The sequence below is a fragment of the Prevotella sp. CAG:255 genome (genome assembly GCF_000431195.1).
GTDB lineage: Bacteria > Bacteroidota > Bacteroidia > Bacteroidales > Bacteroidaceae > Prevotella > Prevotella rara.
Window position 1 is genome coordinate 20,879 of record NZ_HF986770.1, and the last position, 16,053, is coordinate 36,931.

Below are 16,053 nucleotides of genomic sequence, written 5' to 3' on the forward strand. Positions count from 1 at the left end.
GATTTGCCTTTTGAATAAACTAATGACTTCAGAATACTCAAACGTAAAAAAGAAATCAGCGCAGCCTTATGGCGCGTAAAGGCCGGAGACTTAACGGCACCATGAAAATTAATGATTGACGCAACCGCAGGCAGAGATGTTCCTGCCTGAAGTTATGTATTAACACCTTAAACAGATATAATTATGAATAAAATCACATTTGCTCAGTTGTTCAGCTGGTTTACGTTTTTAATATTCGGCTTATTCTTGATATTCGATCTCACGTACCGGGGCAACACTATGTTTAATACAATCGCCTATGTCTTGTTCGCGGCAATAGGACTTATCGGACTGCTTACGTTAAAAAAGCGGAAACCCGACTGGCGCATATTCGACATTGTGTTCAATGTGCTGTTGCTGTTGTACAGTGCAGTGATGCTTTATTCAATATACATCGAATAAGGCAGACGAAGAGAGCATGCAAATGCAAAAGACTTAACGGCACAATAGAATTTAAAGGTAGACACAACCGCAGGCGGATGTGTTTTACCTAAAATCGTTATTAATACATTAAACAGAAATAATTATGAATAAAAAGACACTTGCCAGGCTTTACGAATGGTTTTCGTCTATAGTACTGATATTCTTTTTAGTTGTAAGATTTGCGTTCCATGACAACGACACGCTTTATACAATCGTCTATATCTTGGTTGTTGCGGAAGGAGTTATAGGTCTGCTTACGTTTAAAAAGCGGAAGCCCGACTGGCGCATATTAGACATTACGTTCAATGTGATTTTGCTGCTGTTAGGCGGATTGGCGCTTGGGGCTACGTACATCGAATAAGGCAGACTAAGAGATTTACAGAAATGAAATATGGAAACATAATATGAGCAATTTAAGTTTAATCGCAGGTCTTGGCGTCGCCGTGGTGCTGTCTGTGGCGGCGTTTGTGGCAAGACGGCGCAAGAAGGTTAGCCACGACAGCATGGACTTATGCCTGGAACTGGTGTTCTTTTTTGCCGCATACAAGCTGTTAAAGATTGCGGCCGTAATGCTGGGCATGCCTTCGTCGTATTTCTATTTGGCAGCATTTGCGGTTTCTGCCGTAGCCCTTGTATACAGAATGTTGAGAAAATCAGCCGGGCGGCTTTACAACGGACTGTTGCTGCTTGCGTGCATGGGGTCGGCTATAGGCATTATAGATGCCGTGGGCTTGGCCTCAGGCCGCTGGTTTATGGTGTCGGCGAGCGCAGTAGTGGCGCTTGGCTCGCTCGCGTTTATCATGACAAGTATGCACAAGAAGAAAGACTTTGGCAACGACACGGCCGACATGGTGTCGGGAGTTGCGTTTATGGCCTCTGCCGTAAAGTTCTGGCAGCTTACGCTTAATGTGTCATGGCTGTGGGCAGTGCTGCTTGCCGTAGCCGTGCTTGTGGCCTCGCTTGCCGTATATCTTGTCGCGCTGATGCGCGGCGGCAGATAACGCAGCGTGCATTTATCAGGCATAACGCATTAATAACGCACCGGCATGAATAACAATGCCGGCATAGACAGGCAGGCATGGCTGCGAGAACGGGCGGCATTGACCGTGGCATGAGGTCTGCATCATGTGTTTATGTTCAGATTAGATGATTAAAAAAGAAAAAGGAGATTATATATGACACCATTACATCTGTGCTGCGCTGCCGGCAGGACAAAAGACGCACTGGGCAGTTACTCGATATTTTTATTTCCGATAGCTATAGGGCTGATTGTTGGATTTGACTCGTCGGCGTTTTACTTCTTCCTCATTCTGGCAGTGATTACAGTAGCGCTGAATATGGTTAATAAAGTAAGAAATGAGGAAGACAAAGACGCTGAAGAGCCAAATGCGTATGTCAAGGTGTTCAGATGCTTTTCGCTTTTGGTAATCCTGCTCTTTGTTATGGCTGAGACAATGTACCGGGACAACGCCACGCTTGGGGCAATGGTCTATGCCTTGTTTGCTGCAAGAGGCCTTATGGGGCTGCTTACACTGACTAAGAGAAAGCCCGACAGGCGCATGTCAGACATTGTGTTCAATGTGCTGTGGCTGCTGTTCGGTGCCCTGATGCTTTATTTCACATACGCCGGATAGCACCTACAGGCCACATCAGCACATCTACGCCAAGAGCCATGCACAGAATAATAGAAGCAGCATTGGCTGCAGCGTCAGTATTTCAGGTTCATCTTTCTGAACATAACAAAATCTTCGTCGCCACGCAAAATCTTCTTTATAGCCACAGGCAGGTTATGATCGTTGAGATAATGGCGCTCGCCCGGCTTATAGCTGCTGCTTGCCACCGACAGGCTGTCGGCACGCAGGGGCGTTGATATGCCTGCAAGCGAGAGCATGGTGTGGAACACCGACGCGCTCGTGGCCACACTCTTGCGGCTGTTAGAGCCGACGGCTGCAGCCTCGGCGGCATACATCTGCCTGTAAGACGGCGACATCCATATCAGCAGAGGCACGTGCAGCTCATAGTATGAAGGTATGGGTGAAGCATGAAGGAACAGCCTGCGGCCGTCGTCAAATATGTTTTCGCCGTGGTCTGAGGTGTAGAGCATGGCCGACACGGCACCGCTGCGGTCGAGCTGACGTATGAGCAACGACAAGAAACGGTCGGTGCTCCTGATGCTGTTGTCATAGGCGTTGAGCAGCTGCCTGCGGTTAGACACCTTGGCCTCGCTGGCGTTGTCGGGCCTGAACACGGCCTCTGACCGCCTGTAACGCTCGCGGTAGTTGAAGTGAGAGCCATACGTGTGCAGCACTATCAGCTCCTTTGCACGTTTCTTATCCAGTATGTCGTTCACCATACGCAGCATATCTTCGTCATACATATCGCTGCGTTCAGTTTCTTCTTTTATAAACTTCCAGTCGTCGGCCTCCTTGCCGAAGATGTCAATAAACGAGTGGTTAGGCCGCTGGTTTGATATGAATGTCGTATGGAAGCCTGCCTCGCGAAACGCCGTGATGATGCCTTTCTCGCGGTATATACGGCCGTAGTCTTCAGCCGAGGCTGCCGACATGAGCATCGGGACGCTCTTGTGCGTGGTGTTCGACTGCGTTATGGCATCGCTGAACACCGTGAGTCCGCCGGTGCGCTGAAGCATGGGCGTGGTGTTGCGGCCATAGCCGTAAAGCCCGAAGCTGTAGGCACGCGCCGTCTCTCCGATAACCAGCACATAGACCTCGCGCCCTGAGGCAGCATGGGTGGGCACGGCATTAAACCTGAAGCCGGCCGATGTCTGGGGATAATCTGCCGTGGCCTTGTAGCGGTCGGCGGCAAGATATATGTTGTAGAACACGTTGAGGGGATACAGATGCAGCCGTGCGCTGTAGTCGCGGCCGGCAAGATAGCTGCCCGCCATGCATGCCGCCCCTGCAACGAGAGCCGCAAGCGAACGGCGCCGCTGGCGCAGCAGGAAGCTGCGGCTGAGCACATCGCCGCGGCGCAGCGACACAACGGCCAGCACTATCACGGGCACATAAATAACCACGACGATTACTATTGCCGGCAGAAGATTGTCGAGCAGCTCCATGGCCTCGCCCACATTGGTGGTAACAAGATTGAGAAACATGTCGACGGCTATAATAGAATGGCCGAAGAGATAGAGCAGCACTATCTGGAAGGCGGCCAGAAACATCAGCGGAAAAAGCAGCAGAGCCGTCTTGCCGGGCTTACGGCCCAGCGCCATGAGCAGCCATACCGCCGCCACGGGCAGCACGATGTTGGTGACGGAGGCCATGATGCCCATGCGCTCGGTGAAGCACAGAGCCACGTTGGGTATTGCCAGCACGGCAACAGTAAGCCAGAATATGCCGCGCGGCGAGGCGCAGCATCTTATTATGTCTGTTGATTTGATCATTTCCTTTTATTGTATGTTTGTTGATTATGTCGTTGCAGGCGCCCCGACAGAACTTTGTCACGGCGCGGCAGCACACAGCCTCACGGCGGCAGCTGCCGAAGAACGTAAGCGGCGGGCGCTATGATACGGCAGACAGGGGACTATGATGTCCGCTGACGGCGCATGACAAGGCACAGCCGCAGAGAAGACGAGGTCAGAAGGCCTCGTTGATATGGAAGAGGAAGCCCGACTGTCCGCTCTTGCCGAAGCCGTAGTCGAGGCGTATGTTCACGTCTTTCTTGAACTCCCAGCGGTAGCCTATGCCGAAGTTGGGCAGCACGCGGTCGGCGCGTATGGCGCTGAACTTGCTGAACACCGTGCCCGCTCCGGCCCATACCACCATGCCGTTGCGCCCCCACAGATGCTGACGCAGCTCAACCTGCGCCTCTATCTTGTGCTTGTCGCGATAGCGTCCCTCATAATATCCGCGCATGGAATAAGAACTGCCCAGCAGCGCCATCATGCCCCACGAGGGATTGCCGAAGTTGAGCGTACTGGTGATGTCGCCCGCGATGATGCCTCCCTTCCACACCCGTCCGTATGCGCTGGCATGAAGGTCGGTGGTGCTGAAGGCATAGTCGTTGCCGAGGAATGCCGGCCGGAAATACTGCGACAGGTTGACATAGAAGCCCTTGTGAGGGTTGGTTATGACGTCGCGCGAGTCGTAAACGAGCGAGACGCCCGCGCCAACGTTCCATGTGCGCCTGTCCATGCCGTTGAGCAGTTCGGGGCGCTCTACGTTGTTGGCATAGGCAAAGTCGTAGACCAGCACCGGACCTGCATACAGATTGTCGGCAAAGCGCCACAGCAGACTTATGTCGGCATTGACCTGGCAGCGGTTCATCTCCGACTTGTTGGCGTCGTTGTTGCCCATCTCGTAGCCGATGCCCCAGAAGTCGCTCTTGAACGAGTCGAACGACACATCGTAGACCATGCGGCAGCGGTCGTGCGGAAATATATGGTTGCCCCTCACACCAATCTTATAATAGTTTGCCGTGGTGATGTCGCCGTAAAGGGCCACGTTAGAGCGCGTAAGGAGCGAGTCGGTCATGTCGGTGCGATACAGTCCGGTGGCAACAAGTCCAAGTCCGAGCTTGGTGTCGGTGCTGTAGTGCGGTCCGCCTATTATGCTGAAGTCGAACTTCTTGTAAGGTTTCTCCTTGTTCGAGTCGGCAAAATAGTCGATGACGCGGTTTATCAGTCCCTTTTTCTTCTTTTTCTCCGTAGTGTCAGCAGGACATGTTCCGGCCTGTTCACACGTGTCGGCCACTATGGTTCCGGCCTTGTCTCCGGCATCCTGCGCCCCCGCGGCTGCGGTTCCGAGCGCCATGATGGTTGTAAGCAGCAGAGTCTTCATCAGCTGTTGTCTTTATCAGTAAACAAGTTCAACATTGTCTATCCACAGAGTGTTTCCGGGCGATCCGATGTATGCACCGCCGTGGCTCGACGAGAATTGCAGCATCAGATGCGTAGGCGCAGTGCCCTTGGCAGCCCATCCCGTCTCAACCACGGGCACGCTCTTGCCCTTGCTGTTGCGTGCATAGTCGGTCTTGCGCAGCCCCATGGTCCTTGCGTCATAGTTAGGATTGTTCCTTATGTCGCCGTAAAGTATCTGATATGTGGCGTTGTTCACCCATCCGTTGGTGCTTGTCCCGTATTTCACTACGAGCGTGCCCACTCTTTCGGCCGTGATGTTCCCCTTGCTGTCCTCATGCCTCTTCTGCAGATACAGCACGGTTATGGCATAGTCCTTGCCTGCCACGGTAGAACTCTTGCTGAATCCGGTCTGCTTTATTCTGTTGGCCATGCCGGCCACCTTCACCCTATAGTCGTAGCGCAGCGCCTTGGGTCTGCCCGTAAAGTGTATACCGTTGTTCATGGCCTTTGGTCCGTCCTTGGTTCCGGTTATCGGCTCCTTCATGTCTCCCAGGAAGATAGAGCCTGCCGCCAGCACCTTGATGTTCATAAGGCCCATCACCTTGACGCTCTCGATGTGAGTAGTCAGCTTGGCGCAATATCCGCTGCCGTGCTTGTCGCGGTAGACCGAGTTGTTGGTCTTTACCACCCCCATGACCTTTGCCATCACGTTAGACGTGCCCCAAGGCGAACCTCCGCCGTTGACGTAAGGCTTGTTGCCGCTTATGGTGCGGCTTGGTCCTATCTCATACAGCGTCTTTGTCTGTCCCCCGATGATTGCAGATTCCTCTATCTTACGTATGGTCCAATTGTCCATATTGCCATAGCGAATGGGGACAACCTTCTCTGTGGCAGACGCCGGCAGGGTCAGCAGGATGACTAATGCCAGCATGAGGTTATTACATTTATGTTTCATAATGGTGGCAAATATATGAAAACTTTATTGTCTAAAAAAGTTTTTGAAGTGTTTTTGACTGTTAGAAGCTCCAAATGTGTGTATTATTTTGCAGTGAAAAACATTATTTAACTTTTAGTATACGATTATTCCACATCCAGCCCTATGACACAATACACGGCCGCACAGGATTAAAAGCGAGCGGCGTATTATGGTGCATATCGTTTAACCAAAATCTGTTGATTGGGGTTAAAAGTTAAAAATGAAAAACATCTCCGAAAAAGCGGAAGCCTCTACGCTCAAGATAAAGCCAAAATAAAACAGAACGATAAAGACGGATTTAGGCAGAAAAACATTCAATAACAAACTCGTCGGGCATGCTGTTCAGGAGCCGCAAGACGGCTGCCTGCTGACGCCGGAAATGGGGATACATAAAAAGTGGCTGAAAATCGTAACATTTTCAGCCACTTTTCATTAACAGAAGATTGTTTTGTGATGAATATTCAGCAATTCTTTAAGGAATTGCCGCCGATTTACATTCAGACTGTTAGTGGGCCGTTTACGGTGCAAAAGTGGGCCACTTTTGCACCGTAAACGGCCCACTTTTCATGCGCAAGTCATAGGTTAATTTTGCCAGTACGGCATGGCTGCCGCAACATGGCGCAGCCACACACGCCAACGATTTGTCACGCAGCAGCAACGGCGCACCGTTCTACCGGCTGACAACATGCCTGCCGATGCCGCACAAAAAAGGCCGTCGGCATTGTCTCCGGCAAATATAGATGCCGGAAGACAATACGGACGGCCGTATAGCGTGTGTATCAGTCAGGCCGGAGCGGCATGCCCTGGCCTGACCTTATTATTGCTGATGCCATGCCCATGCCGCCGCAGCGGCCGTGTCATGGTCAGGCTTCTCTCTGCTTCGTACCCATTCGGGCCTCAACAACGTTGATAACGTAGTCGCCAAGCTTCTCGCACTCGCATATTATGTCCATATACATCGTGCCGATGGCGTAGGTGTACTCATGGCTGTTCACGTCGTTGATGTTCTGGCTCTTCAGCTGGTTGCGATAGTTGTTAATCTCGTTCTCTATGTTGAACGAGCGGTTAACGTCGAGCTTGTCCTTGCGTCCCGAGAGCATGATGTTCATCTGCGTCAGGCTGTCGTCGGTAAGTTCAAACATCTGGTGCAGGTGTTCATACTGGCTTTCGGTGAAGTCTTCCTTGCCCTTAAACTTTCTGCTGATGTTGCGGGCTATGTTGTAGCAGCTGTCGCCGATACTCTCAATCTCCGATATCTCCCTGAGCATGGCCCTTATCCTGGCCTTGGTCTCGTCGCTGAGGTGGGCGTCGCTCACGCTGTCGAGATATTTGGCAATCTCTATCTCCATGTTGTCGCTGATGCCCTCATACTTCTCAATTCTGGTAAAGAGCTTCGTGAAGGCCGTGTCGTTGGTGGTGTTGAGCAGCTCGCGCACAAATCCGAACATGCGCTGTATGCGCTCAGCAAAAAGAATAATCTCCTTCTGTGCCTCGAGCACCGACAGCTCCGGCGTCTCCATGATGCTGTTGCCGCCGATATAGCGCAGGCGGAACTCCTCTTCCTCGTCGTTGGTGCGGGGCTTGATGAGCCAGCAGACAAACTTCTCAATCTGCGGTATGAACCATATAAGTATAAAGGTGTTGCAGATGTTGAACGACGTATGGAACGCTGCCAGCACTACAGAAAGCTTTATTGGGTTGAGGTCGTGCGACTGCGGGTCGTAGTTGACAAAGTTGCAGACGAGGTCGACAAACGGATAGAACACGCACAGCACCCACAGCACGCCGAACACGTTGAACACCAGATGGGCCAGCGCAGCCCTGCGCGCCTGTGTGTTGGCTCCGAGTGCGGCCAGGTTGGCCGTGGCGGTAGTACCGATGTTCTCGCCCATCACGAGCGCTATACCCAGATATATGGGCAGCACGCCGCTCGAGCAGAGCACCATGGTGATGGCCATCAGGGCGGCCGACGACTGCAGGATGCAGGTCAGCACGGTACCGATAAGAAGGAATACGATTATTGTTATGTAGCTGTTAGTGTCGAACGAACTGAAAAACTCTAACAGAGCCTGATTGTGGCCAAGGTCCATCTCCTTGCCCGTGTCGCTGAGAATTGCCAGCGAGAAGAACATGAAGGCTATGCCGAAGAGGAAGTCGCCTATGTAGCGGTGGCGCCGGGTGTAGATTAGCAGGATGCCGACAATAAAGGCAGGGAACACCACATCGGTGAAGTTGAACGAGAATCCGAGGCTCATGATCCATGCCGTAAGCGTAGTTCCAATGTTGGCTCCCATAATAATTGATATGGCCTGAGCCAATGTCAAGAGTCCGGCGTTGACAAACGATACTGTCATTACCGTCGTGGCCGACGACGACTGCACTGAGCAAGTTACGAACATACCGGTGAGCATTCCGGTAAACCTGTTTTTAGTCATCGTGCCGAGGATGTGGCGCAACTGTGAGCCTGCCATCTTCTGCAGAGCTTCGCTCATGCCTTTCATACCGTAGATAAGAAGGGCTAATGCTCCAATAATCTTAAAAAAAATCCAAATCGACATATTTTAATTTAATTTATCATGTCATGTTGCGATGTGATGCGAAAAACGGAGTATCTTTACGAGCGTAAATCGTTTAACCGCATGGATATGAAACAAACAATTCAAATACGTTGCAAAAATAATAAAAAAATTAAAAATTTTGCAATAGGAAGTACACTTTCTGATGTTTTTCGTGAATTTAATCTCGAAATGGATTACGGCCCCATAAGCGCAAAAGTAAACAACAAGGTGGAGGGGCTCAACTACAGAGTGTACCACAGCAAGGATGTTGAATTTCTTGACATAAGGTCGGCCTCAGGCTCGCGAGCCTACACGCGCACACTGTTCTTCGTGCTGTGCAAGGCCGTGCATGACGTGTGGCCGGGAGCCGAGGTGGTGATAGACATACCCGTGTCTAACGGCTACTACTGCAACATCAACATAGGACGACCGCTCACCGAGGCCGACGCCGACGCGCTGCGCTCGCGAATGCAGCAGATTATCGACGACGCGCTGCCCATACGCCGCCACGAATGCACCACGGAAGAGGCCATCGGCATGTTCTCCGAGATGGGCATGGACTCTAAGGTTAAGCTGCTAAAAAGCGTAGGCTCGCTCTACACCACATACTACGAAATCGACGGATACAAGGACTACTATTACGGCACGCTGCTAACCAACACGCGCCAGCTGTATCTCTTCGGCCTCGAGAAGTATTACGACGGCATGCTGCTGCGCATACCTCTGCGCGACGACCCGTCGCGCCTGGGCGACCTGATAAGGCAGGACAAGATGTTCGAGATATTCAAGGAGCACCACCGCTGGCAGAAGATTCTGGAAATGAGCACCGTGGGCGACTTTAACGACGCCGTAAAGAACGGCCACTCTACCGACCTTATCAACGTGTCGGAAGCCCTTCAGGAGAAGAAGATATCGCAGATTGCCGACATGATAGCGGCGCGCAAGGGCGTAAGAGTGGTGCTGATATCGGGCCCGTCGTCGAGCGGCAAGACAACGTTCTGCAAGCGTCTGTCCATACAGTTGCTAACGTGCGGCATCAAGCCCGTGCAGATTTCTTTAGACGACTATTTCGTCAACCGTGAGCTTACGCCTAAGGACGACAAGGGCGACTACGACTACGAGAGCCTCTACGCGCTCAACATCCCGCTGCTCAACGAGCAGCTCAACGCGCTCTTTGCGGGCGAGGAGGTTGAGCTGCCGCGCTATAACTTCCAGTCGGGACGCAGCGAGAAGAGCGGACGCAGGCTGAAACTGCTGCCCGACAACGTGCTCGTAGTGGAAGGCATCCACGCGCTCAACCCCGAGCTCACGGCCAAAATACCAGAGGAACAGAAGTTCCGCGTGTATGCATCGGCACTGACAACCATACTGCTCGACACGCACAACTACATACCGACGACAGACAACCGACTGCTGCGCCGCATCATACGCGACTACAAATACCGCGGTGTGAGCGCCGCCGAGACCATACGCCGCTGGCCGAGCGTGCGTGCCGGCGAGAACAAGTGGATATTCCCCTATCAGGAGAACGCCGACGTGATGTTCAACTCTGCCCTGCTCTTCGAGCTTGCCGTCATAAAGAGCCAGGCCGAACCGCTGCTCGAGCTTGTGCCTGAGAACATGGAGGAGCACGCCGAGGCCTACCGCCTGCTGAAGTTCCTCAAGTATATCGCCCCGATACCCAACCGCCAGCTGCCGCCTACGTCGCTGCTGCGCGAGTTCCTGGGCGGCAGTTCGTTCAAGTACTGATGCCGTTGCTTTTAGCATTATTTCAATAAAAAACAAAATAGCCGGATGTCTTTATACATATATTTAATAAAGACGTCCGGCTATTTCTTTGCATACGTCATATGTAATACTACGAGTTGATGGCTGAAGACGCATTGCTGCCACGCCGACAGGCTGTTCTCTCCACACTAACAGTGCCGGCTCTGCCATGACGGTTCGGCATACTGCATGCCCGGCTGTCGGTCATAAGCCAATCATCGTCTGCCGACAGCCTTGCCGACACAACACGAGGCGGTCTGTCTTACCCATAATACTTTCTGCCTGAAACATCATGCCCGCATCCAAACTGTCACGCCTATAACGCATCTGTCTTTAAAATCTTCCGTTTAATTCGCATTTATTACTGATTAAGCAACATAAAACAGGGGCTTTTTACTTCATATTGATACATATGAAGTGAAAACGGCAGGATATTTTAAAGAAAATAACAACATTTATTTAAATTTGCAAATGACAGACACTTTGTTACCTCGAAGTATCATATTATGTTTAATTTAAATTGTTATACTCATGAGAAAGACGTTACTTTTATTGGCTGTTGCACTTGCAACATTTGCTGAAAATGCATGGGCAGACAAAAGCTTTAAGACATTACCGGAGTTAACTTACGGAGTGGCGATTTCACCCAGCGGACAATATCTTGTAGGAGTGAATCCCTCATACATGGTTGACGGCTCTTATTCTGTCAGCTATCTGTATGACACCAACACAGGTGAGACACAGTGGCTTACCGAGTTTGACCAAAACGACTTCAGCAAGTCAGGAGAATTTAAGGCCGTAAACGACGCCGGCGTGATTTGCGGATCATCAAAGGACCCGGATCTTCTCATAACTTACTCTGACATGTTTGGCACTGAAACCAGACCAGCCAACTCTGCCGCGATATGGAAAGACGGCAAATGCACGCTTCTTTACTACGGCGACTTCGACACATCTAAGTTTGAATTCCTGGGTGACGGCTCACAGGCTACAGACATTTCGGCCGACTCAAAGACCGTCTGCGGATATATCAGCACAGGCAATGCCGCATCATTCTATCCATGTATGTGGAAAGAGGGCAACGACGGCAAATGGACTCTCGAGTGGCTCGCATTACCTGAAGATGCCAAAGGCGGAAGACCTTACTTCATCTCTGACGACGGCACAGCTATTGTAGGAACCATAACAGACGCTACAAACAACCAGCAAGTAGCATTATGGAAAGACGGAACATACACCATCGTGACAGACGAGCAGTTCGGATGGGAATCTTCAGGCTACGGCGGACAGGTGAAGATTCTGTCAATGAGCCCTAACGGCAAGTTCATCGTGGCCAAGAATCCGTCCAACATGGTATATCTCTACAACATTGAAGCCAATGAAGGACGCAAGATTCCTGCCTTCGAAACAGCAGCAAACATAGAATATGCAGCCGTGGACAACGAGGGCAACGTGGTGGCTGCCTATAACTATGGCTCTATATTCTTCGGCGGAGACGTATATACACGCCCGTTCTGGTACTCATACAAGGAGGACCGCAACCTCGACTTCCCTTACTATATGCAGCTGTTTGCCAGCGGAGTTACTCCCGACTTCACATTTGAGTATGGCGAGAAGACACAGGCTGTGCCCATGGCAATATCTGCCGACGGCAACGTAATAGTAGGAAACATCGACATCTATGCAGCCGTAGGACAGAAGGCAAAGTGCTGGATTCTGAAATCAGAAAGATACGACGTGTCTATCCCTGTAACCCCGTCAGGACTCTCTGCCAAGTCGGAGGCTTTAGGACAGGTTACGCTGACATGGGCAAAGGACGAGACTAAATATGAAGACCTGACCCTGAAGTCATACAACATCTACCGCGACGGCAAAAAGGTTGCCAACGTTACAGCCGACAAGCCGATGACTCTGACCGAGAACAACGTTCCGGCAGGACACCCGGGCTATGCCGTTGAAGCAGTGTTCGAGACAGCAGACGGCGGCGAGATGCTTTCGCCAAAGTCAAACATTCTGAAGGCTTCTGTGCCCGATACATACGACATGCCTCTGTTCGACGACTTCTCGTCAAACTCTCTTGAGACAAACTACTGGGAGTCTAAAGTTGAATACGGCGATCCTACTGACGCAATGTGGAGCGTCATGCAGGACTACGGACTGATGGGCAGCAGCATTTCTTATATGGTAATCTCACAGCAGCCTTATTCAGGAAGCCTCATATCACGCCCGCTCGACGCCACAAAGGCAGAATCAGTAAGCCTGTCGTTCTTCATGCAGATGGCACCGCTGAACTCCGTAGACCAAGATCTCGAGAAAGACTCTATCAGCGTTGACATCTCTACCGACTTCGGAAAGACATGGAAGGAGATAAAGGCATGGTCGCTGAAAGACATCTATGCACAATACAGCTACAACGTAATTAACCTTGACATATCTGCCGGAACAACAGGCAAAATCTTCCAGCTGCGTCTGCGCAAGCACGGACAGGGCGTTGCTCAATACATGATGTACGTAGACAACCTGAGGATTGAGGCCGGAGGCTCTGGCTCAAAGGCTCCTGCCGGACTTACAGGCACACTGGGCAAAGACGGCAAGTCGCTCTCACTGATGTGGCAGAACCTCTCAGGCGCTTACCAGCTCAACTACATCAACGATCCTTCTTTCATCAACAAATACACCATAGGCAACGAAGGCAAGGAACTTATTGCCGCCAACAAGTTTGAACCTGAAGACCTGGTTGCATACAAGGGCAAATATCTCTCAGGCGTGCAGACAACCATCAACTACTACAGCACAGAAGAGGAAGTAAAGGGCATACATGCTTCAGTTGTAGTGTTTGAAGACGGCAAGATGGTACGCGAACAGGAAATAAAGGACATGACATACAACGAGGCTCTGACCGTTGCTCTCGACGAGCCGCTCCTCATCGACGGAACCAAGGAGCTGATGATAGGTGTTAAGATCTTCGACTACGACGAGCAGCAGATACCTATATGCTACATTATAAGCGACAAGTTTGTTGCAGGCAAGAGCGACCTCTACTCTGAGGACAACGGTGCAAGCTGGCTGAAACTCTCTGAATTCTACAACGAGCAGGGCACACCTGAGCAGGGATACTGCTGCTGGGACATCACCGGATGCATCACTGACAATCCTGAACTCACACCGGTTGCAGAGGGCGATCTGTTTGCATACAACATCTACCGCGACGGCGAGCAGCTCAACGAAGGAGTAATCGACAGACTGCAGACCCGCTTCACCGATCCCGAACCTACTGAGGACGCATGCTACCAGGTAGTTGGCTTCTTCTACGACGGCACAAAGTCAGAGGCTTCTGAGCAGTTCTGCCTCGACGACGTAACAGGCATTGAGCACAACATAGCCGACAACGTGACGATAACACGCAATGAAGGCGACAACTGCCTGACCATCAACGGCAAGTTTGACAATGCCACTCTCGTTGACATCAGCGGTGTATGCGTGTCACGCTCTGAAGGCAACCGCCTGTCGCTGAACGGAGTTAAGGCCGGCATCTACATCATCAGCATCAATGTTGACGGCAGAGTTTACACACAAAAGATGATTGTAAAGTAAAAGTCAGCAGCTAATCCTGCTGCATGATTATCACCCTAACCTATTTTCAGGCGGCTCTTTCCTCGCGAAAGGGCCGCCTTCTTTATCCCCTTGCCGGTAGTCATGCCGTGCCTGCAGCGCACATCACGGCGGCACACGGCACCCCACTACTCACGCCCATTGCCGCCGCACAGCCCTCGACATCAGACAGCTCCTCACCGCGTGCCACTGCGGCAACGGCTGAATACACATTGAGCCGCGTTGAAGCCAAACGCTTACACATTGATTTATGCTGACGCTCTCATACTGCGATATTTGAAAATTAAAATCTCCCGGCCGCAAAAACGGGCAGTTTTCGCGTGCAATCGCAACAGTCTAAGCATCAGAGTGTTATACTCATAAAGAGCATAATGTGCAACATTTTTTGTCCCAATTAGGACAAAAAAGCCATTATTTCAATAAAAAAACAGGCCCGTTTACGGTGCAAAAACCGCCTGTTTCTCATCCAAAAGTGGTCGAGTAATTTTTCAAAAGCATACCTTTTACATGATAATGTAAATATTGTTTACCGCCGCCATGCCTCCGCTGCCCTCACGAATTCTATTTCGTCTGAAAATCCTGACAAAACTCTGATGACACATTGCCATGTCTGACGGCTGTAAAGACGACAAAAAGAAATGTCTCCACAACACGATGCACAATCCTTTGTGTGTGCCGTGTTGCAGAGACAACATTACCCAATAAAAACAATCTTAAAACCCAAAATCGGTCAGCAGACCGCATATTATGTTCATCAGCCAAACTAATACCTTCGTCTGTCATTGTGCTTTCTGTCGGCATCTTGCCGTTTGCATTATCCTTACACAGGCTGCCAAGACGGCGTAAAAGATGACGGCTGTAAGCTCAATATAAGACATGGATGCGGCTGAAACATAAAGAAATCATTAAATAAAAAGCCCGCACCTGCCACACGGCAACAAGAACGATAGGAACAAATTGCCATAAGGCTTTCCGTAACGGAACGGCACGACTGCCTGAACCACACGAAACTGCCGGCACGAGCCTTGGCGCTGTCAGTCTCAGCGCTTTATAAAACTTTTGATGTTGTCAGGTATTACGGGCATGGCGCCGCTCTGTGTGCACACATAGGCTGACACCTTTACCGCAAGGGCATGGGCATCCCTGACGTCCATGCCGCTCAATATGGCGGCACAGAACGTGCCCGTGAACGAGTCGCCAGCGCCTACAGTGTCTGCCACCTCTACTATCGGGGTCTCCTGGAAGGACACGCTGCCGGGTGTGAACACGTAGCTGCCGTTGACGCCGCATGTCAGCACAAGCATGTCAAGGTTGTACTTACCAAGTATCAGCCAGCACTTGTTGCTCATGTCAAGACCGGGATAGCCGAACAGGCGGCCTATCACAACGAGCTCCTCGTCGTTTATCTTCAATACGTTACTAGCCCCGGATAGCCGAACAGACGGCCTATCACAACGAGCTCCTCGTCGTTTATCTTCAGTACGTTGCAGCGCTTCACCGACTCGCTTATCACTTCCTTCGTGTAGAAGTTCTGGCGAAGGTTGATGTCGAATATCTTCAGGACGCCCTTGTCAGAGGGCATCGCGTCGAGGAACTTGCCGATCGTATCGCGCGAAACGACGTTGCGCTGGGCCAGAGAGCCCCAGCACACTGCACGGCAGTCGCGGGCAAGTGCCTCAAGTTCCGGGGTGAAGGGGATGTTGTCCCAGGCCACGTTCTCGCGGATGTCATACGTCGGGATGCCGTCGTCGTCGAGCGTAACCTGAACAGTGCCCGTGGGATAAGGTACGCGAGGCATCATGTATTTAAGACCTTTGTCGTCAAGGGCGGCGAGGGTCTCGTCGCCTAGGCGGTCG

At 51.3% G+C, this 16,053-nt stretch carries 11 protein-coding genes and 1 pseudogene; 6 read left to right on the forward strand and 6 right to left on the reverse strand.

What is annotated here, in order from left to right:
* The first annotated feature begins 183 nt into the window (after positions 1-183).
* The 4 genes from QVO66_RS01860 (at position 184) to QVO66_RS01875 (ending at position 2,096) form a co-directional block, all read left to right on the forward strand.
* Entirely contained in the window at positions 184-441 is a 258-nt protein-coding gene (locus tag QVO66_RS01860) for a hypothetical protein (protein WP_021853681.1), read from the forward strand.
* Positions 442-565: 124 nt separating this feature from the next.
* Positions 566-823 (forward strand): hypothetical protein, encoded by a 258-nt coding sequence (locus tag QVO66_RS01865; protein ID WP_021853682.1) that lies wholly within the window; start codon positions 566-568, stop codon positions 821-823.
* A 43-nt stretch (positions 824-866) separates the two neighbouring features.
* Positions 867-1,463 carry a hypothetical protein gene (locus QVO66_RS01870; protein WP_021853683.1) on the forward strand — a complete coding sequence of 199 codons (597 nt, stop codon included), beginning with the start codon at positions 867-869 and terminating at the stop codon, positions 1,461-1,463.
* Positions 1,464-1,637: 174 nt separating this feature from the next.
* A complete protein-coding gene (locus QVO66_RS01875; protein WP_021853684.1) occupies positions 1,638-2,096 on the forward strand; it encodes a hypothetical protein in 459 nt (152 codons plus the stop codon).
* Positions 2,097-2,170: 74 nt separating this feature from the next.
* Here QVO66_RS01875 and QVO66_RS01880 read toward each other — a convergent pair whose 3' ends face one another.
* The 4 genes from QVO66_RS01880 to QVO66_RS01895 form a co-directional block, all read right to left on the reverse strand.
* Positions 2,171-3,868 carry a phosphoethanolamine transferase gene (locus QVO66_RS01880; RefSeq protein WP_021853685.1) on the reverse strand — a complete coding sequence of 566 codons (1,698 nt, stop codon included), beginning with the start codon at positions 3,866-3,868 and terminating at the stop codon, positions 2,171-2,173.
* A gap of 193 nt (positions 3,869-4,061) precedes the next feature.
* A complete protein-coding gene (locus tag QVO66_RS01885) occupies positions 4,062-5,264 on the reverse strand; it encodes a BamA/TamA family outer membrane protein (RefSeq protein ID WP_021853686.1) in 1,203 nt (400 codons plus the stop codon).
* Positions 5,265-5,279: 15 nt separating this feature from the next.
* On the reverse strand, positions 5,280-6,239 hold the full coding sequence (locus tag QVO66_RS01890) for a PCMD domain-containing protein (RefSeq protein ID WP_288172441.1): 960 nt from the start codon (positions 6,237-6,239) through the stop codon (positions 5,280-5,282).
* 884 nt (positions 6,240-7,123) lie between these two features.
* A complete protein-coding gene (locus tag QVO66_RS01895) occupies positions 7,124-8,818 on the reverse strand; it encodes a Na/Pi cotransporter family protein (protein ID WP_021853688.1) in 1,695 nt (564 codons plus the stop codon).
* A gap of 87 nt (positions 8,819-8,905) precedes the next feature.
* On the opposite strand from QVO66_RS01895, the gene QVO66_RS01900 reads away from it, so the two are divergent.
* A complete protein-coding gene (locus QVO66_RS01900) occupies positions 8,906-10,567 on the forward strand; it encodes a nucleoside kinase (protein WP_288172442.1) in 1,662 nt (553 codons plus the stop codon).
* 549 nt (positions 10,568-11,116) lie between these two features.
* A complete protein-coding gene (locus tag QVO66_RS01905) occupies positions 11,117-14,179 on the forward strand; it encodes a T9SS type A sorting domain-containing protein (RefSeq protein WP_021853690.1) in 3,063 nt (1,020 codons plus the stop codon).
* 100 nt (positions 14,180-14,279) lie between these two features.
* Here QVO66_RS01905 and QVO66_RS01910 read toward each other — a convergent pair whose 3' ends face one another.
* Both QVO66_RS01910 and QVO66_RS01915 read right to left on the reverse strand, forming a co-directional pair.
* On the reverse strand, positions 14,280-14,441 hold the full coding sequence (locus QVO66_RS01910; RefSeq protein WP_288172443.1) for a hypothetical protein: 162 nt from the start codon (positions 14,439-14,441) through the stop codon (positions 14,280-14,282).
* 796 nt (positions 14,442-15,237) lie between these two features.
* Positions 15,238-16,053 (reverse strand): annotated as a pseudogene (locus QVO66_RS01915) (PfkB family carbohydrate kinase); the annotation flags it as partial.